The sequence below is a fragment of the Streptomyces sp. NPDC111520 genome (assembly GCF_055635295.1).
This window is the reverse complement of sequence record NZ_JBVKBW010000010.1, coordinates 182,680-205,632: the sequence shown is the minus strand read 5'-3', so window position 1 is coordinate 205,632 and position 22,953 is coordinate 182,680. Positions and strand designations below refer to the sequence as shown.

Here is a 22,953-nt window from a genome sequence, read left to right as displayed (position 1 = left end):
TACCCGGCGCGGGTCAGGGAGGCAGGGAGAACTCCCTGAATCCCTCCCTGACCCGCCTCCCTGCCCCTGACCAGGACGAATGATCCATCAGGGAGTCAGGGAGGACCGCAGGTCAGCACCCCCAACACCCCCTCCAGAGGCACCCCAGCGGGGGGTGCCTCAGCCTCCCTGCGCCATGCCGAGAAGGGATTCCGCATGTTCCCCGACAGCACCCCCGCTGCGGCCACCGAGCAGGCCATGACCATCCACCAGCCGCCGCCGTTCGTCCCTGTCCAGCCCTACGCGGCCCCACTGATACCCGTCCAGCCGAACCCGGCCGCGGCCGTGGCGAGCGTGGTCCTGCCCGACGGGCGCGTGGTCACCGGCTACACCCTCACCCCCGCCCCGGTACCCGCGTCGACCGAGGCACGGCCGGCCGTCTCCCGGACCGCGGTCAACATCGCGCTCGGGGGCGTCGGCTTCGCCGCCGTGTGCGGCGGGCTGGTGCTGCTGACGACGTTCATCGCCGCACTCGCGGCCCTGGTCCACCAGCTCATCATCCTGGCCGCGGTCATCTTCGGCGGATGGATCGCCGTCCAAGTCCTGCGCAGTGACAAGGGCGACCGCGGGACCACGGTCAATATCCGTAAGGCCGTCTTCAAGCGCAACCACTTCCATGGATAAGCGGGCCCTCGGGCCCGCCGCCGTACCCGCGCCCCTTGCTGGTACGTCACCGATCCGGAATGGATCTGGGGTGTGTTGCTCGTTCGCCCTTGGGCGGCGTGAGGCCATGAGAGGGGCCTAGTCGACCCTGAAGTCGACCAGACCCCTCTGTCGTGCTTAGCTAGCTTGCCAAGACGCCCTCAGGGACGCCTTAACCGATCATCACCGAGACGGCAACGCCGTTGATGATCAGAAGGAATGCACCTGCAATGGCGCCCACCGCCAGCAGGATGCAGACAAGGCGGGCGGTCCGGTGCTTCTCAACAATGGCTAACCGGACCGTTCTGCCGATCTCTTTCGAAGCAGCCATATTTCTCCTCTCCCCTTCATCTAGCGGGTGTTGAGGATCATTCTGGCAGTACCCCTGTGATCGCGTGCACTCGGTGACGTCGTTGAGGCCACATGGTGGCACTCGATGCCGCAAAAAGCCTCATTCGCTCGCCTCTTGTGCATAGTTCCACGCTCTTGTCCCAGCTCAGAGCCTTGTTCGGTCCGATTTCTTCGAGGTATGCGAGTGGGCACCGATGTTGCCCTTTTCGTAATTGTTGCGGTCTCGGGTGACCCTCCGTGTTGATCTTGAAGTCCTCGGGAGACCAAGGTTCCTGGCTACAGCGACAGCGGGGTGTCGGCCCACCCGAGAACTGACCGTCGGTCTCGGTTCGGTCTGCCGTCGGCAGGCCACCCCGGGAGGCTGCGGCGATCGTCACGACCCCTGCCGGGCATGGGCTCGCCTGCACGGCTTCGGCTTCAAAACCCTCGGGTTAGAGAAGGCCGGCCACCTGCTGACCTCCGAGGACTCGCTGGCCTGGTCCACCCATGCCCGCCACCGCCCCACGATGCCCGGTCACATCCACATGAACTGCGCAAACTGCCTGCCTAACGCGATGAACTGGCGCACCCGAGTCCTGGCCCACGTGCCTGCCTGGCAACAACCCGCCCTGAACGCGGCCTAACGACGCCCGGGGCGACCGCCGCATCTCGCCAAAGAACTGCGGTCGCCCCGGCAATCCAGCACCCAGCAAGAGAACTGGAGACATTCAGCATGACCCATGACGCACGATCCGCGCTGCTGTCGGCAGCGTTACGCGCGGCGGAACGCGGATGGCACGTGTTCCCGCTCCGTCCCGGCAGTAAGCGGCCCGCTCTGCACGGGGAAGCCACCTGCCCCCGCACGGGGCCCTGCGCGGCGGGGCATCGGAAGTGGGAGCAGCGCGCCACCGCCGACCCCGAGCGTATCCGCGCGACCTGGTCGCACGGTCCGTTCAACGTCGGTATCGCCACGGGCCCCTCGGGGCTGCTGGTTGTCGACCTGGACGTGTCCAAGGACAAGAGCAGTGCAGACGCGCCTGACGGCGCGGCGACCTTCAGGGCGCTCTGCGAGCGCGCCGGACAGGCCGTCCCCGACACCTACCGGACTCGGACCGCGAGCGGTGGAGAGCACCTGTACTTCACCGCCCCACCCGGCATCCGGCTGACCAACACTGCCGGCACCGTGGGCCCGTTGGTCGACACCCGCGGGTGGGGCGGGTACGTCGTCGCCGCCGGCTCCGAAACAGCCGCCGGACCGTATGAGGCCGTAGGCGGCCCCGTGGTCGCCTCGCTGCCCCGATGGCTGCAAAGCATCCTTCAACCCGCCCCCAAGCCCGCACAGGCCCCCTCAATGGCCGTAGCAGGGAAATCACGCCGATACGCAGACATAGCGCTCGCCAACGAGACACGGACCGTCGCCGGCTCCCAACAGGGCGCGCGTGAGGCGACGTTGTTCCGGGCCGCCCGCGCCGTGGGGCGGTTCGTCGCATGGGGCGACCTCCCCCGCCATGTGGTTGAACAGGCTCTTCAGGAAGCTGGCGAGACGGCCGGACTGCCGGCAGCACAGTGCCGCTCCACCCTGCGCAGCGCACTGAACTGGTCCATCGCCCACAACCCGCGACGCCGGGACACGGCATGACCACCTCCACCCGCTCTCCACTGAAGAGCATCACCGCCACCAACGGCCCCGGCCCCGCCACGCCGACCCACGCCCTCGCGGCGGGTGGTGCGCCGAAAGTCGCCGCCCGTGAGGGCGTCCTGTCAGCTCCTCTCCCTGACCCGCAGCAAACCGACCGGAGGACAGCCCCCATGACCGACGGCGCAGCACTGCTGAACGAGGTGGAAGCCTTCCACCGACGCTTCAACGTCTTCCCGCAGGAAGCGGCCTACGTCGCGGTGACGCTGTGGGACGCGCACGCGCACCTGCTGGACGCGTTCGACTCCACGCCCCGCCTGGCATTTCTGTCCCCGGAGCCGGGGTCGGGAAAGTCGCGGGCGCTGGAAGTGGTCGAATCGCTGGTGCCGCGCGCCATGGCGGCCGTGGACGCCTCCGCATCGGCCCTGTTCCGGTCGGTGTCCGGCATCGACGGCGGCCGTCCCACGATCCTGTTCGATGAGATCGACACCATCTTCGGCCCGAAAGCAGGGGAGAACGAGCAGCTTCGGGGGTTCATCAACGCCGGCCACACCCGCGGCCGGGTCATGTACCGGTGCGTCGGGGATGGCTCCAACCAGCAAGTGCAGGGCTTCCCGTCGTTCTGCGCCGTGGCAGTGGCGGGACTCGGGTCGCTGCCGGACACGATCCTGACCCGCTCCGTCATCATCCGCATGCGCCGCAGGGCCCGGAACGAGAAGGCCGAACAGTTCCGTACCCGCATCCATGTCCGTGAGGGCAACGCCCTGCGCGACCGGCTCGCCAAGTGGGCCGAGACCGTACAGGAGCAGGTCACGGACGCGTTCCCGGAGATGCCCGAGGGGATCACCGACCGGCCCGCGGACGTGTGGGAACCCCTGATCGCCATCGCCGACGCCGTCGGAGGCGACTGGCCCCGCCGGGCCCGGGAAGCCTGCCTGGCCCTGGTCAAAGCCTCCCGCAGTAACGACAAAGGCAGCGTCGGCGTGAGGCTGCTGACCGACCTGCGCGACCACGTGCTCAGTGGCATCGACCGCCTGCCCACCGTGGCCATCCTGGACCGGCTCAACGCCCTGGACGACGCCCCGTGGGCTGACCTCAACGGGCGCCCGCTCGACTCCCGCCGGCTGTCCCGGATGCTCAGCGAGTACGTCACCGCCGACGGCGAACCGGTCGCCTCTCGCAACATCAAGACCGGTGGGGGTGTCCTCAAGGGCTACTACGCCACCGATCTGCACGACGCGTGGCAGCGCTACTGCCCCCCACCCCCGGAAAGTCCGCTACCTCCGCTACCGGGGTGCGAAAACACAGCCTGACCTGCACTGATCCGGTAGCGGGAACCGCCCTCACTTCCCGCTACCGGACCCCGCTCTATCCGCTACCGCTACCTCTCCCGCTACCCCCGAACAGGCTCCTGACCTGCGAGGTAGCGGCGGTAGCGGAAGTAGCGGACTTCCCAGAGGGGGGCCAGGAGCCCCACAGCATCCCGGAGGTTCGACGTGCGCTCCGCCACGCCCGCAGCACCCGAAGCCCTCACCGTCCCCGAGGTCATGACCGCCCTGCGACTCAGCCGCAGCAAGGTCTACGACCTCATCCGCTCTCGGCAGCTCCAGAGCTTCACCGCCGGCCGTTCACGCCGCATCCCGGTCGACGCCGTCCGCACCTACATCCAGCAGAGCATTGAGGAGGCCGCGTAATGGCCAAGCGCCGCGCCAACGGCGAAGGCACCATCACCAAGCGCAAGGACGGGCGCTATCACGCCGCTGCATACGTCTACCGCCCCGACGGAACGCGCGTGAGGAAGTTCGTCTACGGCAAGACGCGGGAGGAGGTAGGCCACAAGCTCACCGAACTCCAGGAGAAGACCCGGCAGGGCATCCCGGCCGCCACCTCCGCCATGGCGTTCGGCGACTACCTCACGTACTGGCTTGCCACCATCGCGTCCGTTCGGCTCAAGCCCGCCACGCTCAACAGCTACGAGGGACTGAGCCGGCTCTACATCACCCCGGCACTCGGCAAGAAGAGGCTCAACCGCCTCTCCCCGACCGATGTCCGCCTGTTCCTGGCCGAGTTCAAGAACGGTTGCCTCTGCTGCCTCCGAGGGGTCGACGCCGCCAGGGAGAAGGGCGACCAGACGTGCTGTGCGGTCGGAAAGTGCTGCAAGCGGCACCCGTCCGCGAGGACGGTCCAGTACGTCCACGCCGTCCTGCGCTCCGCTCTCCAGCAGGCGGTCCGAGAAGAACTCATCGCCCGCAACGTCGCCAAGATCGTGGAGACCCCCACGGTCACCCGACAGGAAGTCCGCCCATTGGACGGCGCCGAAGCCAAGATGCTGCTCAAGGCCGCACGCGACCACCGGCTCTATGCGCTGTGGCTACTGCTGGTCTCTACCGGCCTACGTCGGGGCGAGGTGCTGGGCCTCACGTGGGCCGATGTCGACCTCACCAACGGTCAGCTAAGGGTCCGGCGCAACCTCCAACGCATCAAGCGTGAGCTGATCTTCGGAACGCCGAAGACGATGCGCTCGGTGCGGACCGTCTCGCTTCCGAAGCGCTGCGTCGCCGCACTCACATCCCACAAGGTCACGCAGGCCCAGGAGCGGGCCGTGGCCGGCAGCAAGTGGCAGCCCCTCCCGCAGCAGCCGAGCGGGCTGATCTTCACCACCGCCACGGGGCGCGCAACGGATCCCCGAAGCCTCAACAGGATGCTCACGGTTCTCTGCCGCAACGCCAAGATCCGTAGGGTCCGGGTGCACGACCTCCGACACACGTGCGCGTCGCTGCTCCTTGCTCAGGGGGTCGACGCCCGGACCATCATGGAGACGCTCGGGCACAGCACGATCACGATGACGCTAGACACCTACGCGCACGTCATGCACACGACCCTGCGAGCCGCGGCCGATCGCATGGACGACGCCCTCGGGCTGGACGACGAGGAGGACGGCGACGCGGTGGGCCTCGCGGCCGGCTGAGACATCGGCCGAACCACGTTGATGTCAGCCGCTGATGTCAGAAGGCCCCCGGGATGATCCCGGGGGCCTTCTGAGCTGTGTGCACTCGGCAGGATTCGAACCTGCAACCTTCTGATCCGTAGTCAGATGCTCTATCCGTTGAGCTACGAGTGCTTGTGCTTCCCGGCGTTTTCTTGCCGGTCGGCGTTGCGGGAACAACATTACATGACCCGCGCCGTGAGGTGAAATCCATTAGCCACACCCGTTCTGACCTGCGGAAACAACCCAACGGCGGCCCAGCAGGGGTCCCGGGAACGGCAGAAGCCCCGGCCGGTTGGCCGGGGCTTCCGTGGAGCGGAGGCGGAGGGATTTGAACCCTCGATGGACGGTAAAGCCCAAACCGCATTAGCAGTGCGGCGCCATAGACCGGACTAGGCGACGCCTCCTGGTGCGCCCGCGCGAGCGGGTGTGTGCAGATGATGGCACAGCCCACCGGGCTGGGACCAATCGCTGACCAGATTACTAGGCCGCGTGCGGCCAGGGCAAAGGCGTTGCGGCGGGCGCCGTGGCGACGCGCCCACGATCGGGTGGATTGGCGGGCGCGGGCGGCGGCGGGGAGGTAGGGACGGAGCATGCGATTGGCTCGTGTGCCCATGACCGCCGCGCTCGCGCTCGGCCTGCCACTGACGGTGGCCGCACCGGCCCTGGCCTGCCCTCCGGGGCCGCCGGGTGGGCCGCCCGACGTGCTGCGGGTGACCGTGGACGACGGGGGCGGCCACGTGACGGAGTACGACCTGCGCTGCGGCCCCGCCGGCGGGACCCACCCCGAGGCGTCGGAGGCGTGCGCCCACCTGGAGCGGCTGGGCGGTCCCGTGGGGCCCTCACCCGCGGGCACGATGTGCACGATGATCTACAGCGGCCCGCAGCGCGCGACCGTACGCGGCAGCTGGCGCGGCCGGCCCGTGGACGCCCGCTACGACCGCAGCAACGGCTGCGAGACGGCCCGCTGGCGGCGGATGGCCCCCGTGCTGCCCGCACCCCCGGCCCACGACGGGCCCGCCGGCCGGGGTGTGTGACCTGCGAGGGTGACCGACACCACATCCGCACGGCCCGGCCACGAACGCTACTCACGCGTAAGGGACATGGGCATCCGGAGCCTCGCCGCCAACCTCTGCCCGTACACTCGCTCTAGTGACATGCCCCCCGGTCGGCGGCAAGATGGGCCACCACCGGTGGAAGCCCCCTTCGCGGGTGGTGGCGCGGCAGCAAGTGCGGTTTTCAGGGAGGACGCGTCTCGTGAGCAGCAGGCCATCCCGAGGCGCTGCTCGCCTCGCGGCAATACTCGACGCGCTGCCCGACGCCCTGCTGCTGGTGAACGCCAACGGGACCGTCGTCAACGCCAATTCCATCGCCCTGGAGACCTTCGAGTCGCCGGGCACCGCCCTCGTGGGCCGCGGGCTGCTCGACCTCCTGCCGTCGTTCGACGCGCGTCGCATCCCCGGTTCGATGCGCCGCCCCGACGACGACGAGGGCCGTACCAAGCCGACCCGGATGGTCGCCCGGCGGACCGACGGCAGTGAAATTCCGGTGGAGGTCACGAGCGCGAACCTCGACGACGCCCGCACACCCTTCGCCGAGACCTACAGCTACACCGGCGACGAGCTGCTGATGCTGGTCGTCCGGGACCTGACCGGGACGCTGGACACCGAGGCCGAACTCGCCCGCCAGCAGCGCCAGACCGAGATGATCCTGCGCGCCGCCAGCGAGGGCGTGATCGGCGTCGACACCGACGGCAAGATCGTCCTGGTCAACCCCTCGGCCGCGCAGATCCTGGGCTTCCGGGCCACCGACCTCGGCGGTCAGGAGCTGCACCCGCTGGTGCACCACTCCCGTCCGGACGGCACCCCGCTGCCCGTCGAGGAGACGCCGCTGTCCGAGACGCTGCGCTCCGGGCTGAAGCACCGGGTCCGCGGCCAGGTGCTGTGGCGCAAGGACGGGCGTTCGGTGCCGGTCGACCTGATCACGGCGCCGGTGCGGGAGGGCGACCAGCTGGTCGGCGCGGTGATGACCTTCACCGACCGCACGCGCTTCGACGCGCTCGCGGCGCGCAACGCGCAACTGCAGTCGCTGCTCGGCGACGCCCTGCGCGGGCCGCTGGACGAACTGCGGGCCGAGCTCGCCGGGCTGGCCAACGACCCGGCCGGGCAGCTGTGGCCGGAGGCCAACCAGATCCTGCACCACCTCACCGCGGGCTACGCGCGGATCACCACGCTCATCGACAGCGTGCTCTCCTTCCAGCGGCTCGACCGGGGCGAGGAGAAGCTGCAGCGCGAGACGACCTCGATGGACAAGGTCGTGGCGTCCGGTGTCGAGGCGGCCGTCGAGCTGATCGGTCCCGGGCGGGCCCAGTACGCGGTGCACGCCCCGCCGATAGAGGCGACCGTGGACCCGGAGCGGATGTCGCAGGCGCTGTCCCACCTGATCGCGGACGTGGCGGGCGTCGACGCGGCCGGCAACGTGCCGGTCGTGGTCGGCGGCGTCGACTCCACGATCGTGGTGGCGGCGGCGCAGCGCGGCGACTCCGTCCGCATCGAGGTGCGCGGCCCGCACGCGGGCGACAACCCGGTCCACGTGCCGATCGCGCGCGGCATCGTCGAGAAGCACGGCGGTGTGCTCCAGACGCACGAGGTGCCCGGGCAGGGCAGCGCCTACGTGATGGAGGTGCCGGTCGGCAAGGGCGGGACGAAGACGGCGGTCAAGGAGGCCCGGCGGGAGTCGGAGACGACCGTGATGCCGGTGCCGGCCGAGCCGGTGCGCGGTACGGCCCCCGCCGCCCTTCCGCCGGCGCCGTCCCCGGCGCCCCTGGCCGTCCCGGTCCCGCAGCCGGCCCGGCCGGCCACGCCGGCGGCGACCCCGGCGCCCGGTGCCGCGCTCGCGCTGCCCGCCGCGCCCACCACCGACGCCCCGACCCCCACCGGACGGCGCCGTGCCCTGCGCCGTCCCGAGGAGCCGCAGTCCCAGGCGCAACCCCAGGCACAGCCCGCGCTCCCGCCGGCTCCGGCCGATGCGGAGGAGCAGCCCACCGGCCGCCGGGCCCGCCGTGCCACCCCGCAGGAGCCGCAGCCCGGGTTGCAGCCCGCGCTGCCGGAGGCACCCGCGCCGGAGCAGGGCGCACCGGGCAACGGCCGCCGCGCGCGCCGGGCCGCCGTCGCGGAGGCACCGGCCCCGCCGGAGCTGCCCGCGCTGCCGCCCGCCCCGTCGGCCCCCTCCGTCCCCGCCACGCCGGCGACCGAGTGGCCGGAGGCCCAGGGGTCGGCCCGCCGTCCGCGCGGCATCGTCGAGAGCACCCCGCGCCCGTCGGCGATCGTCGACCCGCGGCGGCTCCCGCCGCCCACCCCGGCGGCACGGCCGGAACCCCTGGCCCTCGAGCCGCCGATGATCCCCGAGCAGACGCAGCGCAGCCCGGAACCGCAGCCCGTGGCGCAGCCTCAACCCGTCGCCCCGCCGCAGCCGCAGCCCATGGTCCCGCCCCAGGCACTGGCTCCTGCCCCGGCCCCCGCCCCCGCGCCGCCGCAGGCACAACCCGAGGCGCAGGCCGCGCAGAACGGCGGCGGCGGTACGCACGGCCGGGCCATCAGCGTGCGGACCCTCGGCCAGGGCGTCGCCTTCGCCCAGCAGATCAACGAGCAGATCGCGCAGCCGTCCAGCGGCTCAGGGCGGCGCCGCAAGCTGGCCACCCCCGCGGAGCCCGAGCCGGCGCAGACCGCGACCCCCGCGACGCCCATCGCACCCGCCGCGCCCGCCGTGCCCGCCGTCGTCAACGGCACGGAGACCCCCGGCCGGGCGTACGCCATAGGCGCCCCCACGGAGGACACCGAGGGCCCCGAGCCGCTCGACGGCCCCAACGGCGCCGTCGACGTCACGGAGGAGAACGGCCAGGAGCCCGGGGCCGTCCTGGACGAGCCGCGCAGGCTGCTGGTCTGGCCCGAGCCGGACGTCGCCACCCGTCAGGCGCTCACCGACCGCGGCTACCGCCCGGTCATCGTCCGCTCCCGCGAGGAGGTCGACGCGCAGGTCGCCGATCCGCCCGCCGCGCTCTTCGTGGACCCGCTCACCGGGCCCATCACCCGGACCGCCCTGCAGTCGCTCCGTCAGGCGGCGGCGCAGGCCGAGGTGCCGGTGCTCGTCACGGCCGGCCTCGGGCAGGCGACGCGGGAGGCCGCGTACGGGGCCGACCCCGCCGTGCTCCTCAAGGCCCTGGCGCCGCGGGACAGCGAGCAGCACCCGCCGCGGGTGCTGCTGATCGAGGCCCACGCGCCGATCGCCCAGGCCTTCGCCGCGACGCTGGAGCGGCGCGGGATGCACGTCGCGCACGCCCAGTCCGAGGCGGACGCGATGACGCTGGCCGCTCAGGTGCACCCGAACCTCGTGGTGATGGACCTGATGCTCATCCGCCGCAGGCGGCAGGGGATCGTCGACTGGCTGCGGTCGAACGGCCGGCTGGAGCGCACGCCGATGGTCGTCTACACCGCGGTCGACATCGACCCGGCGGAGCTGCCGCGGCTGGCGTCCGGCGAGACGGTGCTCTTCCTCGCGGAGCGCTCGACCAGCGCGGACGTCCAGGGCCGCATCGTCGACATGCTCGGCAAGATCGGCTCCTGAGGGCCCTCCGCACGACGTGCGCCCGGCCCCGGGGGCACGTCCCCCGGGGCCCGGCGCACGCGTGCCGGGTCGTCAGACGAGCTTGGTGACCTCCAGCTCCCCCTCCGCGTACTGGCGCCGGATCACCTTCTTGTCGAACTTGCCGACCGAGGTCTTCGGCACCGCCGGGATGACCGCCCAGCGCTCGGGCAGCTGCCAGCGCGCGATGCTCTCGCCGAGGAAGGTCCGCAGCTCCTCGTAGCCGACCGTGCTGCCGTCCTTGAGGACGACCGTGGCGAGCGGCCGTTCGCCCCAGCGGTCGTCGGGCACGGCCACGACCGCGGCCTCGGCGACGGCCGGGTGGGCCATGATGGCGTTCTCCAGCTCGACGGAGGAGATCCACTCGCCGCCGGACTTGATGACGTCCTTGGCGCGGTCGGTCAGCGTCAGGTAGCCGTCGTGGGTGATGGTGCCGACGTCCCCGGTGCGCAGCCAGCCGTCGGGGCTGAACTTGTCCTCGGGGCGCAGCGGTTCGGCGTCGGCGCCGCCGTAGTAGGCCGCGGCGATCCACGCGCCGCGGACCTCCAGTTCGCCCGCGGACGCACCGTCCCAGGGCAGCACCTCGCCGGCGGGGCCGACCAGGCGGGCCTCCACGGAGGCGGGGAAGCGGCCCTGGGTGATCCGGTACGGCCACTCCTCCTCCTCGGTGAGGCCGGCCGGCGGGTGGGCCATGGTGCCCAGCGGGGAGGTCTCGGTCATGCCCCACGCGTGCAGGAGGCGGACGCCGAGCTTGTCGTACGCCTCCATCAGGGAGGGCGGGCAGGCGGAGCCGCCGATGGTGACGTGGCGCATGCTGCCGATGTCCCGCGGAGTGGCGGCGAGTTCGGCGAGCAGGCCCTGCCAGATGGTGGGGACGGCCGCGGCGTGCGTGGGGCGCTCGGCCTCGATCATCGCGGCGAGCGGGCCGGGCTGCAGGAAGCGGTCCGGCATCAGCATGTTGATGCCGGTCATGAAGGTGGCGTGCGGCAGGCCCCAGGCGTTGACGTGGAACTGGGGCACGACGACCAGGGTGGTGTCGGAGTCGGTCAGGCCCATCGACTCGGCCATGTTGACCTGCAGGGAGTGCAGGTAGATGGAACGGTGCGAGAACAGCACGCCCTTGGGGTCGCCGGTGGTGCCCGAGGTGTAGCACATGGCGGCCGCGGAACGCTCGTCCAGCTCGGGCCAGTCGTAGCTCTCGGGGCGGCCCTCGATGAGGGACTCGTAGGCGTGCAGGGTGGGGCGGCAGCCCTCCAGCGGCGAGGTGTCGCCGGGACCGACGACGACCACGTGCTCGACCGTCTCCATGGCGGGCAGCAGCGGTGCCAGCAGTGGGATCAGGGTGCCGTTGACCAGGACCACGCGGTCGGCGGCGTGGTTGGCGATGAAGACCAACTGATCGGCGGGGAGCCGGAGGTTGAGCGTGTGGAGGACGGCCCCCATGGAGGGGATCGCGAAGTACGCCTCGACGTGCTCCGCGTTGTTCCACATCAGCGTGGCAATGCGGTCGTCGCGCTCGACGCCGAGTCCGTCGCGCAGCGCGTGCGCGAGGCGGGCGGCGCGGGCCCCGATCTCGGCGAACGACCGGCGGTGCGGCTCGCCTTCGCCGGTCCAGGTCGTGACCTGCGACCGGCCGTGCACCGTCGAGCCGTGGGTCAGGATCCGGGACACCAGCAGGGGAACGTCCTGCATTGTGCTCAGCACCGGTCGCCTCCTCGTTGAAGCGGCTACGCGTGGGTAGGTGGGTGCTGAGATTCTGCTGGCATACCGAGCGGTATGTCACTACCCCAGGCGCAATTCGGGGTCCTCGCGGAGTTTGCCGAGGGCGCGCGACACCGCGCTCTTGACCGTGCCCACGGACACCCCGAGCACCTCGGCGGTCTGCACCTCGCTCATGTCCTCGTAGTACCTGAGGACGACCATCGCCCGCTGGCGGGCGGGGAGCCGGGAGATCGCGCGCAACAGCGCGTCGCGCTGGGCCTGCTGCTCGGCCGCGTCGGGGCCGGTCACGGCGTGGCCGTGCGGCTCGGGGATCTCTTCGGTGGCGTACTCCTCGACGCGGCGCCTGCGCCACTGCGAGGTACGGGTGTTGACCAGCGTGCGGCGCACGTAGCCGTCCAGCGCCCGGTGGTCGTCTATCCGGTCCCACGCCAGGTAGGTCTTGGTGAGGGCGGTCTGCAGCAGGTCCTCGGCGTCGCAGGGGTTGGCGGTGAGCGAGCGCGCGGTCCGCAGCAGCGCCGGGCCCTTGGCCCGGACGTAGCGGGTGAACTGGGCCTGCGCGGCGCTTGTGCACACGGGCGTGGTCATGGCTCCACGCTAGGAGCCGGTCCGGCCGCGGGGGATCCGCCGCAGGTGCCGAAGCGGGGTCACCCTGAAGTCGTAGGGCGGGGGCCCGCCCCACCTCCGGAGGGCTGAGGCCGGACCCGCCGCCCCTACGGGTCACCCCGCAGGGGCCGCGTCCCGGCGGTCGCCCGCCGCGTCATCCGACGACGGCCACCGGCCCGTCCAGCCGGTTGCGGTCTATCGCCAGCCGCCGTCCGCCGTGCTTCTCGCGCACGCTGCCCGAGTACTGGTGGATGCGGCCGTGCGGATGCCAGGCGTCCCGTTCGAGGACCGGTTCGCTGCCCACCGCGGGCTTCCCCTGCCAGCGGGCGAACCAGACGGCGCGCGGCAGGTCGTCGTAGCCCTCCCGGCGGGCCCGTTCGATGTGCCGGATGCCGGACTCCGAACTGCTGTAGAGGCCCGGCAGGTAGCCGGCGTCGTCGACCTCGCGGTCCCAGCCCCGGATGAAATCGAGGGTCTGGTCGGCGCAGCGGGACCGTTTGACGTTGTACGCCTCCATGTCGAGGTAGAGCGCGCTGCCGGGCTCGAAGCCGAGGGCGGCGGCCCTGCGCACGGCGTCCCAGCCCTCGCTCGCGCCCTGGCCCCAGGGGTCGTCGGTGCTCATCCGGTGGCCGCGCAGGTGCCTGCCGCGTACGCAGGGCGACTGCGAGCCCACGTAGATCGGCAGGATGCGCCAGCCCATCCGGTGCACCGAGCGCACCCAGTTGCGGTTCAGATGGCGCTGCGTGGTGCAGGCGCGGGCGCGGCCGCCGTAGTAGACGCCGATGGCGCGGTACTTGGAGCGCAGCCAGGCGCGCATCGTGGACAGCGGCGGTGTGCGGCAGGTGTCGAAGCCGTAGCCGCGGTAGACCCGCGCCGGGGCACTCTCGGGGGCGCCCCCGCCGCCGAGGCCGTAGGGGAGGTCCAGGCCGTCGAGGAGGCCGGTGTCGGCGAAGCCGAACGGGCCGTCGTCACCGCCGTCGCCGGGTGTTCGGGCCGGTCCTCCGGCGGGCGCCGTGTCCGGCGCGGAAGCCGTCGCCTGGGCCCGCTCGGCGACCGACGCGGCGGGACGCGGCACGACGGCCTCGGCCGCGGTGGGCCCGGCCAGGAGGCAGGCAAGCACCATCGCCACGATCGCCCCGTGTCGGATGATCGGCTTGTGTTCGCGCATGCGTCGAGTGAACGCAGGCGCCTTCCCCCTGACGGCGGAGCCACGCCCCGTTGTCAGCCGTACGCAGCAACACCCGGCCCCGTATGGGCCGCCGGGCGGCGGGTGGCGGGCGGTGGGCGGCGGGAACGCTCAGTCCGCCGCGCCCAGCAGCAGTCCCGAGGTGGGGACTCCCGTACCGGCCGTGACGAGGACGTGGGCCGCGCCCGGGACCTGGTTGACGCTGGTGCCGCGCAACTGCCGTACCCCCTCGGCGATGCCGTTCATGCCGTGCAGGTACGCCTCGCCGAGCTGGCCGCCATGGGTGTTGACGGGCAGCCTCCCGCCCCGTTCCAGGCCGCCGTCGGCGGCGAAGGCGGCCGCCTCCCCGCGCCCGCAGAACCCGTACTCCTCCAGCTGCATCAGGACGAAGGGGGTGAAGTGGTCGTAGAGGACGGCGGTGTCGACGTCCGCCGGCCCGAGGCCGGAGGTGCGCCACAGCTGGTGGGCCACGACGGCCGACTCGGGCAGCCCGCACAGGTCCTGCTCCGGCCGGTAGTAGCCGGTCATCTGCTCCTGGCCGCGCCCCGCGCCCTGCGCCGCGGCCCTGACCACCGCCGGCGGGTGCCGCAGGTCGCGGGCGCGTTCGGCGGAGGTGACGACCAGCGCCTGGCCGCCGTCGGTCTCCTGGCAGCAGTCGAGCAGCCGCAGCGGCTCGACGATCCACCGCGAGGCGGCGTGGTCGGCCAGGGTGATGGGCCGGCCGTGGAACCAGGCGGCCGGGTTGGTCGCGGCGTGCCGGCGCCCGGCGACGGCGACATGGCCGAAAACCTCCGGTTCGAGCCCGTACGTGTGGAGATAGCGCTCTGCCGACATGGCGACCCAGGACGCGGGGGTGAGCAGCCCCGACGGCAGGTTGACGCCGAGCGCCGCGCCCTCCGCCGAGGGTTCGCGCCGCTGGACGCCGGAGCCGAAACGGCGGCCCGAGCGCTCGTTGAACGCCCGGTAACAGACGACGACGTCCGCGACGCCGGTCGCGACGGCCATCGCGGCCTGCTGCACGGTGGCGCAGGCGGCACCGCCCCCGTAGTGGATCCGGGAGAAGAAGCCGAGTTCGCCGATGCCGGCGGCCTGGGCGACGGTGATCTCCGGGCTGGTGTCCATCGTGAAGGTGACCATGCCGTCGACGTCGGACGGCGTCAGCCCGGCGTCCTCGACCGCCGCCCGCACGGCCTCCACGGCCAGTTGCAGCTCGCTGCGGCCGGAGTCCTTGGAGAACTCCGTGGCGCCGATCCCCGCGATCGCGGCCCGGCCGCCCAGTCCGTCGCGCCGCCGTACGCTCATCCGCCGCCCACCTCCACCACCGCGGTGCCCGTGACGTGGTTCCCCCGCCCGACCGCGCCGACGACCTCCACGGTCGCCGCCGTGCCGCGCACCGTCGTGACGCTGCCGGTGAACACCAGCTCGTCGCCGGGGTGGGCCGGCGTGCCCAGGCGCACGCGCAGCGAGCGGAGCACCGCCGAGGGGCCGAAGTGCCCGGCGAGGTAACGGCCGACGAGCCCGCCCGTGGTGAGGATGTTCAGGAAGACGTCCGGCGAGCCCTTGGCCCGCGCCGCGTCGGGGTCGTGGTGGACGTCCTGGAAGTCGCGGGTGGCGATCGCCCCGGCGACGACCAGCGTCCGTGTGACGGGGATCCGCAGCTCCGGCAGGACGTCGCCGGCCCGCACCTGCGTCGATCCGGTCACCTCACACCTCCGCGCGGAAGACGGGCACGACCGGCTCCCCCTCGGCGTGCCGGAACGCGAGCGTCACCGGCATGCCGATGCGCACCTTCTCGTACGGCACGCCGACGACGCCGCCCAGCAGGCGGACTCCTTCGGCCAGTTCGACCAGGGCGACCGCGTACGGCGGGTCGAAGGCGGGGAACGGCGGGTGGTGCACGACGACGCGGCTGAAGACCGTGCCGCGCCCGCAGGCCGGTAGCGTGTCCCAGGCGCCGGAGCCGCAGCTGTTGCAGCCGGGGAGCCACGGCAGCCTCAGGGTGCCGCAGGAGAAACAGCGCTGGATGAGCAACTCGTGCCGCTCGACGCCCTCCCAGTACCCGGCGTTGTCGCGGTTGACGACGGGGCGGGGCCGCCGCGGCCGTTCGCCCGGCGCCCGCGCGGGGGCGTACTTGAGGATGCAGAAGCGGTGGCGGCCGGCGGGTTCGCCGTCCGCCCGTACGTCCGTGCGCGTGGTGACGAAGTGGCCGCTGCCGAGTCGGGTGGTCTTGCGCGGGGAGACGGACTCGATCACCGCGTCGAAGGTGATCCGGTCGCCCGGGCGCAGCGGCCGCAGGTACTCCTGCTCGCAGTCGGTGGCGACGACCGCGGTGCAGCCGGCGCCGTCGAGCAGCGCGAGGAGTTCGTCGTAGGCGCCGGCGCGGGAGCCGCCCCCGGCGGCGTCCGGGCCGCCGGGGAGCGCGGGCAGGCCGCGCATGGTCCACACCTGGAGCATGGGGGCGGGTGCCGTTCCGTCCGGCGGGAGGGGGTGGCCCATCGCCTCGCACCAGTGCCTGATCATCGGTGTGTTGACGGGGTCCCTGCCCTCGCCCGCGAGGGCGGCGGGGCGTCCCTCGTACGTCCGCAGCCGCTCGTACAGGTCGTCGTCGGTCGTCATGGTCGCCGTCACCGCCCCTGTTTTCTGACTGATCGTCAGATTGGCCAGGGGGTGGCGCCGCTGTCAAGACGCCCGGTCGGAAAACGCTGTCCACAGGCTGTGGACAGCGCCGGACGTGACTGCGCGACGGCAGTGAGGTTGCCGTCGCGCAGTCGACCCTTCAGCCCCCCGGCCCGCCCCGGCGGCGGGCCGGTCCGCTCACCACATGGGCCCGAAGTGGATGTTCAGCGTGGGCTGGTTGATGGTGGTGAAGGCCGAACCGACCACGCTGGCCGTGCTGTTCTGGTTGGAGGCCCCCGCCCCGGTCGCCGCCTGCTGCGTGGTCGTCACCGTCCCGAAGTTGTCGCGGCCCACGTTGCCACCGCTGTTGCTCACCACGGTCGCGTTGGAGGTGCCACCCGCCACGGCGCCGTTGTCGGCCACCGCCGTGCCGGCGAACAGGGCCGCCGCCAGCGGCAGTGCGGCCAGGGTGGCCATGACTCGGGCGGTACGGATGCTTGCCATGTGTTTCCCTCCGAGGAGTGGATACGAGGTGCGCGGCGCGGCCGGCCGACCGCTCCGCCGGCTCTGCGACGTCGCCGCAACCAGAGTTGCCCAGCACCGCGGCGGACAAGCCGGGCCTTGATCCCTTTCGCTCGCAAGCGTGACGATCTGTCGACAAACCTCCACAACCGCCGCGACTGACCCGGCCACCCCCGTCCCGGGCGCCACGACCCGGGCCCCACGGGCGGGGAATCGTTACGGCACGACTTTCGGCCAATCCCGGTGACCCGCCCTCCGGGACGCGCCCGCCCTGCCCGGACCGGGCACCGCCCGCGAGCGCCCACCGTGCTGCCGTTCGAGCGGCTGCCGCCCCCGGTGGCGCGTGGCGCGGCGGAAGGAAGCCGTCCGCTTCCTACGCTCCGGCTGACGGACCCCGCCGCCCGTCGCGCCCCCGCGCCCGGACGCCCACCGCCCGGCCGTGCCGCTTCCCCTGGGGAGAGATGTGACCCGGTCCCGTACCCGAACCGCGCCGGCCCGGCTGGTCGCCCTGCTGCTCCTGGCCGCGGCCTGGCTCGCCGGCTGCGCGGGGCACGCCCCGTCCGGGCACCCCCACGGCGCCGACCGGCCCGCCCCGCAGGACCGCCGGGCACCCCCGGTGGAACCCGCCGGCCCGCGGCTGCAGGACCCCCCGGAAGTGGTCAGCCGCGACGGCGTCCTCAAAGCCGGCGTCGTCGTCGAACGCCGCAAGGTGCGGGTCGGCGACCACCGGCTGTACGCCCTCACCTACAACGGGAGGTACATGCCGCCGACGCTGCGCGTGCGGCCCGGCGACCGCATCGACCTCACCATGACCAACCGGGTGCGCGAGGACACCAACGTCCACGTGCACGGACTCCACGTCTCACCGCGCAGCCCCGCCGACGACATCTTCGTCGCCATCGAGTACGGCAGGAGCCACCACTACACCTACCGGCTGCCGCGCACCGTCACGCCCGGCACGTACTGGTACCACTCGCACGCCGACATGATGTCCGCCGCCCAGGTCGCGGGCGGGGAGTCGGGCGTCATCGTCGTCGACGGCCTGCGGCGGTACCTGCCCTCGGCGCTGCGCGGCATCACCGAACACGTCGTCGCGCTCAAGGACTTCCAGGTCCACGGGGACGCGATCAGGACCCACGGGCTGAAGATCGGCGCACGCACCAACCGCACGGTCAACGGTCAGCAGAACCCGGTGATCTCCCTGCGGCCCGGCGAGACCCAACTGTGGCGGCTGGCCAACATCGGCGCCAACATCTACTACCGGCTGCACCTGAAGGGCGGCCGCTTCCACGTGATCGCCCAGGACGGCTACCCGGTCCGGCGGGTCTACGCGGCGCAGACCCTGGTCATCGCCGCCGGCGCGCGCTTCGACGTCCTGGTGCAGGGCGCTCCCCGGCCCGGCACCACCACACTGGAGACCCTCGCCTACGACACCGGCAAGGCCGGCAACCGCTTCCCGCGCACCGACCTGGCGACCGTCGTGACCGCCGGCGCCCCCGTGACCCCCGCGCGGATCCCGACGGACTTCGCGCCCAACGAGGACCTGGCACACGTCACGGTCGCGGACCGCAAGACGGTGGTGTTCACCGAGAACGCGGCGGGCGACGTGTTCTACGTCAACGGCCGCACGTACGCACCGGGCCGGGTGGACTTCACCTCCGTGCTCGGCACCGTCGAGGAATGGACGGTCCGCAACGACTCCGACGAGGAACACTCCTTCCACGTCCACACCAACCAGTTCCAGCTGATGAGCACCGACGGGAAGCCCAGCGACTCCGGCCACCGCTGGTTCGACACGGTCAACGTGCCCGCCCGCGGCAACGTCGTCATCCGCGTCCCCTTCACGGACTTCACCGGCCGGACCGTGCTGCACTGCCACATCCTCAACCACGAGGACATGGGCATGATGGCGATCCTGGACATCGTCCCGCCCCGCCCCCGCGGCAAGTGACCGTGCCGAGGCACTCCCCCGGCACGGCTTGCCGCGTCAGCGCGTTCCGAAGCGCCGCGCCGCGGCCACGACCGCCTCCCCCATGGCGGGGCTGCCCGTGTGGCCGGAGTCGTCGATCACCTGCAGCTCCGCCCCCGGCCACGCCTTGGCCAGCTCCCACGCCGTGGTCAGCGGGCCGCCCAGGTCCAGCCGCCCGTGGATCAGCACGCCCGGGATCCCGGCGAGGCGGTGCGCGTCCCGCAGCAACTGCCCCTCCTCCAGCCAGGCGCCGTTGGCGAAGTAGTGCGCGCAGATCCGCACGAAGGCGACCAGGTCGGCGTCCGGCCGGTCGCCGTACGCCCCCGGCTTGCCGTTGGTCTCGTGGGCGATGACCGCGTCCTCCCAGGTGACCCAGTCGCGTACGGCCTTCTCCCGCACGGCGGCGTCCGGGCTGTTCAGCAGCCGGTCGTAGGCGGCGGGGAGGTTCCCGTCCCGCTCCGCGGGCGGCACCCCGTCCCGGAACGCCTCCCACGGCCCGGGCACCAGCCGGGCCACACCGCGGTAGAGCCAGTCGATCTCCTCCCGCCGGGTCGTGGTCACCCCGACGATCACGATCTCCGACACCCGCTCCGGGTACCGCTGCGCGTACGCCAGGATCAGCGTCGAGCCCCACGAGCCGCCGTACAGCATCCACCGCTCGACGCCCAGGTGTTCGCGCAGCCGCTCCATGTCGGCGATCAGGTGCCCGGTGGTGTTGTGCTCGAGCGACACCGCCGGGTCCGAGGCGTGCGGCAGGCTCTGCCCGGACCCCCGCTGGTCGAAGAGCACGATCCGGTACACCTCCGGGTCGAAGGTCTTCCGGCTGCCCCGCTTGCCCCCGGAGCCCGGGCCGCCGTGCACGCACAGGACCGGCTTGCCCTCCGGGTTCCCGCTGGTCTCCCAGTAGACGCGCTGCCCGTCCCCGACGTCGAGCAGCCCCGACGCGTACGGCTCGGTCGACGGAAACCCCGCCATCACGATCCCCTCCTCCGCACCGGCGCCCATGCCCCGGCGAACGACCCCGCGAGGCTAGCCGTTCACCCGCCCGGCCGCGGCCGCGCCATCACTCCGGGCCCGAGCGGGGCCGGGGGAAGGGGCCGGGCTCCTGCGGCCCGTCGTCCTCGCCGCGGGTGGAGGGACGGTAGCGGTCCAGGGCCGGCAGCTCGGGCACCAGGTGGGCGTGGGCCCGGCAGACGGCAGCGGTCTCGGCGATCGACACCCGCGGGCTGCGGATGTGGGACCAGCCGCCGGAGGCGTCGCCCGCCACCGCGACGCCCACCCGGTCCCGGGCGATGGCGGTCGCGGCGGCCATCGCCTCGGACGAGATGTCGCCCAGGCCCACCTCGGCGGTCTGCTTGTTGACGCGGTGCACGACGCGCCCGGAGAGCTGTGACCGCAGCGCGGCCGCGCCCTTGCCGAGCTCCACCCCGAAGCGCTGCCCGCAGATCTCCAGGTAGATGCCGACCGCGCGGGCCCGCTGGGCCAGCCGGATCAGGTTCGCCACCGTGCGGTCCCGGCGTTCCTCGTCCTTCTTCGTCGCGCTGAGGAAGAGCTCGGCGACCTCGTCGACCAGCACGACGACCGGCACCGGCCGCACGTACGCGGGCAGCCCCCAGATGTCGGAGGCCACCTCCTCGTCCGGGCTGTCCAGGGCCGTCCGCTGGCACTCCTTGAGGAGCGCGAACCGGTGCTCCATCTCCGCCACCAGCGCGTCCAGCAGCTCCGCCGCCTGCGCCCGGTCGGTCGCCAGGGCCGACAGCCGCGCCGCGTACGGGGTCTGCTCCACGCCGCCCTTGCAGTCGATCCCCACCAGGGCCACGGGCAGCCTGGCCAGGTTCATGATCAGGTTGCGCTGGTACGTCGACTTGCCCGACTGGTTCGCCCCGAGGGTGAGCGCGTGCGGGACCTCCCGGTAGTCGCGCACAAAGGCGGTCCCGTCGTCCCGCAGCGCCACCGGCACCACCATCGGCCCGGACGGCAGGCGGCGCGGCATCCGCACCTCGCGGAGCACGTCGTAGCCGGTCATCCGCAACTCCACGACCCCGGGCCCGAGCTCGGCCACGTGCACCGCGTGCACGCCCCAGGCGTGGCGCAGCCGGCTGGACGCGGCGACGACGTCGGCGGGCTCCAGCCCGCCCGGCAGCCGCAGCCGTACCCGCATCCCGGTCAGCGAGCCGCCCAGCCGGCGGATCCTCGGCGGCACGGGCCGTGCCTCCCGGCGCCCCATCGCCCACCCCGCCAACACCCGCACCCGCGACGGCGGTACGGCCAGCCCGCAGGCCGCCATGGTGGAGCCGTAGGTCGACAGGAACCGCCCCCAGGCCAGCGGCAGCCCGAACAGCAGCCAGAACGCGACCGGGAACCGTTCACGGGCGTAGGCCAGACCACCGGCGGCGGCCAGCAGCACACCCAGGAGCGCGACACCCGTCATGGTGATCAGCCCTTGCCGTTCGGGACGGCGGCCGGCACCGGCCCGGCGACCGCCCGCGGCACGCGAGCACATCCCATGACCGGTTTGACCGTTAAGCGTATTCTCCCAGCCCCGCCCCGGCCTCCCGGTCACCGACACCGGGGTTCCACCCATGGGGCCGCGCCCCGTCCGGCCGACGCCGCATCAGGGCTGGTCGCGGGGCTCGACGCCGGAGGGGAAGCCGTGGATGCCCGGGGCGACGGCGTCGTCGGGTATGTCGAGGGGGCACAGGCCCCAGTTCCGCGCGATGCGCATGACGTCGAACTCCACCGGCATGGCGGCGTGCCAGGCGTCCCACTCGGCTTCCTGCCAGTCCCGCCAGCCGTCTTCCAGCCGGCGCTGCCCGACACCGAGTTCCCGCTCGATGGCCGTGGGTTCACCGACGTGCAGGGGCACTTCACCGCGCATACCGACGTAGCAGTAGGCGCGGGTCAGCTCACCGGACTCGACCTTGGCCCAGGCGTGGTACTCGCCGATCCGGTCAGTGGCGAAGAACTGCAGGTCCCCGAGTTGCTTGCCGAGGGTCTCGAGCCAGGCGGTGAAGCCTGGCTCCGTGGCCTCGGGAGTCAGATGGATCCGGCCGTGGGCAACCGTCCAGTCGGCGACGGGCCGGGCCACGAAGACCCCCTGCCGGTACGCGGCTTCGGTGCCGTCCGTCCATCCCGCGATCCGCCGGTGACGCAGGTCGAGGGCGTCGGCCACCTCCTCCGGCGTTGCTGACCGCACAGCGAGCCATGACGTCTTGTAACCGAAGCCCATGATCCCTCCCACCAAGGTGACCACAGAAGCATCGCAGGGGGTACCGACATCCCCCGCGGAACCGGGGAGGCATGAAGAAGGGGTGCCCCCGTGTCTTGAGGCACCCCTTCCGTCCAGCGCCTTGGATGTGAACCCCTGGTGGCATCGCTGTCGTGGCGGCTCTCCATACCTTCCCCCGGCGTGTAGGCGACCGATAAGACCGCCGCCCGTCGCCGAGCAGCCCGCCGCGCTTCCGCTCCCGGCGCCGGAGTTCACGCCGCCGACGTCCAGGCAGCCGCCGCGTTCGTGCACACTGTCGGGCATGACTGGACCCGGTCCCGAGCACGTGAAGGTGCACTTTCGCCTGGAGGTCGAGGACGACTGGCCCCCGGCGGGGGTGGAGAGCCTCTGGGCCGTCGACCGCGGCGACGGAAGGGTCGAACTGGCGAACACGCCCTTCTTCGTCCGGGGAGTCGCCAACGGTGACATCGTCGAGACGTCCGTGGACGACGAGGGTCGCAGGTGGGCAGGAAGAGTGGTCCGGCCCTCGGACTGCTGCACCATCCGCTTGATCGTGTTCCGCGACAGCGGCTCGGCGGCGGCCCGGCAGAGCGTGATCAACGCCTTCCAGGAGTTGGGCGCCGGCGGCGAGGGCATCGAGCAGTTCCGCATGGTCGCCCTCGACATCCCGCCGGAGGCGAATCTCGGCAGGATCAAGCGTCTCCTTCGACACGGCGTCGATCAGGAGTGGTGGGACATGGAGGAAGGCTGCGTCACGGACGCCTGGCGGACCACCGCGGCCGGGTGACACTCGAGGCCACCCGTGCACCCGGCGCGCCCGTCCGGACGAGGA

At 72.4% G+C, this 22,953-nt stretch carries 21 protein-coding genes and 2 tRNA genes; 10 read left to right on the top strand and 13 right to left on the bottom strand.

Going from position 1 to position 22,953, the window contains the following annotated elements:
• The first annotated feature begins 195 nt into the window (after positions 1-195).
• Entirely contained in the window at positions 196-663 is a 468-nt protein-coding gene (locus ACZ7MY_RS24680) for a hypothetical protein (RefSeq protein WP_499604793.1), read from the top strand.
• A 190-nt stretch (positions 664-853) separates the two neighbouring features.
• Here the strand turns inward: ACZ7MY_RS24680 and ACZ7MY_RS24675 are convergent, their stop codons facing one another.
• Complete coding sequence (locus ACZ7MY_RS24675) at positions 854-1,012, bottom strand: hypothetical protein (protein WP_499604791.1); 159 nt, start codon at positions 1,010-1,012, stop codon at positions 854-856.
• Between the two features lie 247 nt (positions 1,013-1,259).
• Here ACZ7MY_RS24675 and ACZ7MY_RS24670 point away from each other — a divergent pair, with 247 nt between their 5' ends.
• The 5 genes from ACZ7MY_RS24670 to ACZ7MY_RS24650 all read left to right on the top strand — a co-directional run bounded on the left by ACZ7MY_RS24670 (position 1,260) and on the right by ACZ7MY_RS24650 (position 5,615).
• Positions 1,260-1,655 (top strand): deazapurine DNA modification protein DpdA family protein, encoded by a 396-nt coding sequence (locus tag ACZ7MY_RS24670; protein ID WP_499604790.1) that lies wholly within the window; start codon positions 1,260-1,262, stop codon positions 1,653-1,655.
• Between the two features lie 89 nt (positions 1,656-1,744).
• Positions 1,745-2,650, top strand: coding sequence for a bifunctional DNA primase/polymerase (locus ACZ7MY_RS24665; RefSeq protein WP_499604788.1), 906 nt, complete (start codon positions 1,745-1,747; stop codon positions 2,648-2,650).
• Between the two features lie 170 nt (positions 2,651-2,820).
• Positions 2,821-3,960 (top strand): DUF3631 domain-containing protein, encoded by a 1,140-nt coding sequence (locus ACZ7MY_RS24660; protein ID WP_499605038.1) that lies wholly within the window; start codon positions 2,821-2,823, stop codon positions 3,958-3,960.
• A gap of 183 nt (positions 3,961-4,143) precedes the next feature.
• On the top strand, positions 4,144-4,341 hold the full coding sequence (locus ACZ7MY_RS24655; protein ID WP_499604786.1) for a helix-turn-helix domain-containing protein: 198 nt from the start codon (positions 4,144-4,146) through the stop codon (positions 4,339-4,341).
• Positions 4,341-5,615, top strand: a complete 1,275-nt coding sequence (locus ACZ7MY_RS24650) for a site-specific integrase (RefSeq protein WP_499604784.1) — start codon at positions 4,341-4,343, stop codon at positions 5,613-5,615. Before ACZ7MY_RS24655 ends, ACZ7MY_RS24650 begins: the two co-directional genes overlap by 1 nt.
• Positions 5,616-5,695: 80 nt before the next feature.
• Here the strand turns inward: ACZ7MY_RS24650 and ACZ7MY_RS24645 are convergent.
• Both ACZ7MY_RS24645 and ACZ7MY_RS24640 read right to left on the bottom strand, forming a co-directional pair.
• Positions 5,696-5,768 (bottom strand) — tRNA-Arg (locus tag ACZ7MY_RS24645).
• A 181-nt stretch (positions 5,769-5,949) separates the two neighbouring features.
• Positions 5,950-6,040: transfer RNA gene (locus ACZ7MY_RS24640), tRNA-Ser, on the bottom strand.
• Positions 6,041-6,226: 186 nt separating this feature from the next.
• Here ACZ7MY_RS24640 and ACZ7MY_RS24635 point away from each other — a divergent pair.
• A complete protein-coding gene (locus ACZ7MY_RS24635) occupies positions 6,227-6,670 on the top strand; it encodes an SSI family serine proteinase inhibitor (RefSeq protein WP_499604783.1) in 444 nt (147 codons plus the stop codon).
• A gap of 220 nt (positions 6,671-6,890) precedes the next feature.
• Complete coding sequence (locus tag ACZ7MY_RS24630) at positions 6,891-10,256, top strand: hybrid sensor histidine kinase/response regulator (protein ID WP_499604781.1); 3,366 nt, start codon at positions 6,891-6,893, stop codon at positions 10,254-10,256.
• Between the two features lie 72 nt (positions 10,257-10,328).
• On the opposite strand, the gene ACZ7MY_RS24625 is transcribed toward ACZ7MY_RS24630, so the two are convergent.
• The 7 genes from ACZ7MY_RS24625 to ACZ7MY_RS24595 form a co-directional block, all read right to left on the bottom strand.
• Positions 10,329-11,978: a long-chain fatty acid--CoA ligase gene (locus ACZ7MY_RS24625; RefSeq protein ID WP_499604779.1), complete on the bottom strand. Its 1,650-nt coding sequence runs from the start codon at positions 11,976-11,978 to the stop codon at positions 10,329-10,331.
• Positions 11,979-12,056: 78 nt separating this feature from the next.
• On the bottom strand, positions 12,057-12,581 hold the full coding sequence (locus tag ACZ7MY_RS24620) for a SigE family RNA polymerase sigma factor (protein ID WP_499604777.1): 525 nt from the start codon (positions 12,579-12,581) through the stop codon (positions 12,057-12,059).
• 172 nt (positions 12,582-12,753) lie between these two features.
• On the bottom strand, positions 12,754-13,767 hold the full coding sequence (locus tag ACZ7MY_RS24615) for a DUF1906 domain-containing protein (protein ID WP_499604775.1): 1,014 nt from the start codon (positions 13,765-13,767) through the stop codon (positions 12,754-12,756).
• A gap of 129 nt (positions 13,768-13,896) precedes the next feature.
• Entirely contained in the window at positions 13,897-15,087 is a 1,191-nt protein-coding gene (locus ACZ7MY_RS24610) for a lipid-transfer protein (RefSeq protein ID WP_499604773.1), read from the bottom strand.
• Positions 15,084-15,470 carry a MaoC/PaaZ C-terminal domain-containing protein gene (locus tag ACZ7MY_RS24605; RefSeq protein ID WP_499605035.1) on the bottom strand — a complete coding sequence of 129 codons (387 nt, stop codon included), beginning with the start codon at positions 15,468-15,470 and terminating at the stop codon, positions 15,084-15,086. Before ACZ7MY_RS24605 ends, ACZ7MY_RS24610 begins: the two co-directional genes overlap by 4 nt.
• Before the next feature lie 19 nt (positions 15,471-15,489).
• Positions 15,490-16,401, bottom strand: coding sequence for a bifunctional MaoC family dehydratase N-terminal/OB-fold nucleic acid binding domain-containing protein (locus ACZ7MY_RS24600; protein ID WP_499604771.1), 912 nt, complete (start codon positions 16,399-16,401; stop codon positions 15,490-15,492).
• Between the two features lie 198 nt (positions 16,402-16,599).
• The gene (locus tag ACZ7MY_RS24595; protein ID WP_499604769.1) at positions 16,600-16,905 is read right to left on the bottom strand and encodes a hypothetical protein; all 306 of its coding nucleotides are present in this window, start codon (positions 16,903-16,905) and stop codon (positions 16,600-16,602) included.
• Between the two features lie 481 nt (positions 16,906-17,386).
• Here ACZ7MY_RS24595 and ACZ7MY_RS24590 point away from each other — a divergent pair, with 481 nt between their 5' ends.
• A complete protein-coding gene (locus tag ACZ7MY_RS24590) occupies positions 17,387-18,874 on the top strand; it encodes a multicopper oxidase family protein (protein WP_499604767.1) in 1,488 nt (495 codons plus the stop codon).
• Positions 18,875-18,910: 36 nt separating this feature from the next.
• Here ACZ7MY_RS24590 and pip read toward each other — a convergent pair whose 3' ends face one another.
• From pip to ACZ7MY_RS24575, 3 genes are all read right to left on the bottom strand, one after another.
• The gene (pip, locus tag ACZ7MY_RS24585; RefSeq protein WP_499604766.1) at positions 18,911-19,867 is read right to left on the bottom strand and encodes a prolyl aminopeptidase; all 957 of its coding nucleotides are present in this window, start codon (positions 19,865-19,867) and stop codon (positions 18,911-18,913) included.
• Positions 19,868-19,955: 88 nt separating this feature from the next.
• Positions 19,956-21,323, bottom strand: coding sequence for an FtsK/SpoIIIE domain-containing protein (locus tag ACZ7MY_RS24580; RefSeq protein WP_499604764.1), 1,368 nt, complete (start codon positions 21,321-21,323; stop codon positions 19,956-19,958).
• Positions 21,324-21,506: 183 nt separating this feature from the next.
• Positions 21,507-22,121: a hypothetical protein gene (locus tag ACZ7MY_RS24575; RefSeq protein WP_499604762.1), complete on the bottom strand. Its 615-nt coding sequence runs from the start codon at positions 22,119-22,121 to the stop codon at positions 21,507-21,509.
• Between the two features lie 301 nt (positions 22,122-22,422).
• On the opposite strand from ACZ7MY_RS24575, the gene ACZ7MY_RS24570 reads away from it, so the two are divergent.
• On the top strand, positions 22,423-22,908 hold the full coding sequence (locus tag ACZ7MY_RS24570) for a DUF4265 domain-containing protein (RefSeq protein ID WP_499604760.1): 486 nt from the start codon (positions 22,423-22,425) through the stop codon (positions 22,906-22,908).
• Positions 22,909-22,953 lie beyond the last annotated feature (45 nt).

Bases quoted from the DNA above. Each gene is read 5' to 3' on its own strand.
- ACZ7MY_RS24610 (WP_499604773.1), bottom strand. From the start codon at position 15,087: ATGAGCGTACGGCGGCGCGACGGACTGGGCGGCCGGGCCGCGATCGCG.
- pip (WP_499604766.1), bottom strand. From the start codon at position 19,867: ATGGCGGGGTTTCCGTCGACCGAGCCGTACGCGTCGGGGCTGCTCGAC.
- ACZ7MY_RS24595 (WP_499604769.1), bottom strand. From the start codon at position 16,905: ATGGCAAGCATCCGTACCGCCCGAGTCATGGCCACCCTGGCCGCACTG.
- ACZ7MY_RS24635 (WP_499604783.1), top strand. From the start codon at position 6,227: ATGCGATTGGCTCGTGTGCCCATGACCGCCGCGCTCGCGCTCGGCCTG.
- ACZ7MY_RS24570 (WP_499604760.1), top strand. From the start codon at position 22,423: ATGACTGGACCCGGTCCCGAGCACGTGAAGGTGCACTTTCGCCTGGAG.
- ACZ7MY_RS24675 (WP_499604791.1), bottom strand. From the start codon at position 1,012: ATGGCTGCTTCGAAAGAGATCGGCAGAACGGTCCGGTTAGCCATTGTT.
- ACZ7MY_RS24600 (WP_499604771.1), bottom strand. From the start codon at position 16,401: ATGACGACCGACGACGACCTGTACGAGCGGCTGCGGACGTACGAGGGA.
- ACZ7MY_RS24680 (WP_499604793.1), top strand. From the start codon at position 196: ATGTTCCCCGACAGCACCCCCGCTGCGGCCACCGAGCAGGCCATGACC.
- ACZ7MY_RS24660 (WP_499605038.1), top strand. From the start codon at position 2,821: ATGACCGACGGCGCAGCACTGCTGAACGAGGTGGAAGCCTTCCACCGA.
- ACZ7MY_RS24580 (WP_499604764.1), bottom strand. From the start codon at position 21,323: ATGACGGGTGTCGCGCTCCTGGGTGTGCTGCTGGCCGCCGCCGGTGGT.
- ACZ7MY_RS24615 (WP_499604775.1), bottom strand. From the start codon at position 13,767: ATGCGCGAACACAAGCCGATCATCCGACACGGGGCGATCGTGGCGATG.
- ACZ7MY_RS24665 (WP_499604788.1), top strand. From the start codon at position 1,745: ATGACCCATGACGCACGATCCGCGCTGCTGTCGGCAGCGTTACGCGCG.
- ACZ7MY_RS24650 (WP_499604784.1), top strand. From the start codon at position 4,341: ATGGCCAAGCGCCGCGCCAACGGCGAAGGCACCATCACCAAGCGCAAG.
- ACZ7MY_RS24620 (WP_499604777.1), bottom strand. From the start codon at position 12,581: ATGACCACGCCCGTGTGCACAAGCGCCGCGCAGGCCCAGTTCACCCGC.
- ACZ7MY_RS24575 (WP_499604762.1), bottom strand. From the start codon at position 22,121: ATGGGCTTCGGTTACAAGACGTCATGGCTCGCTGTGCGGTCAGCAACG.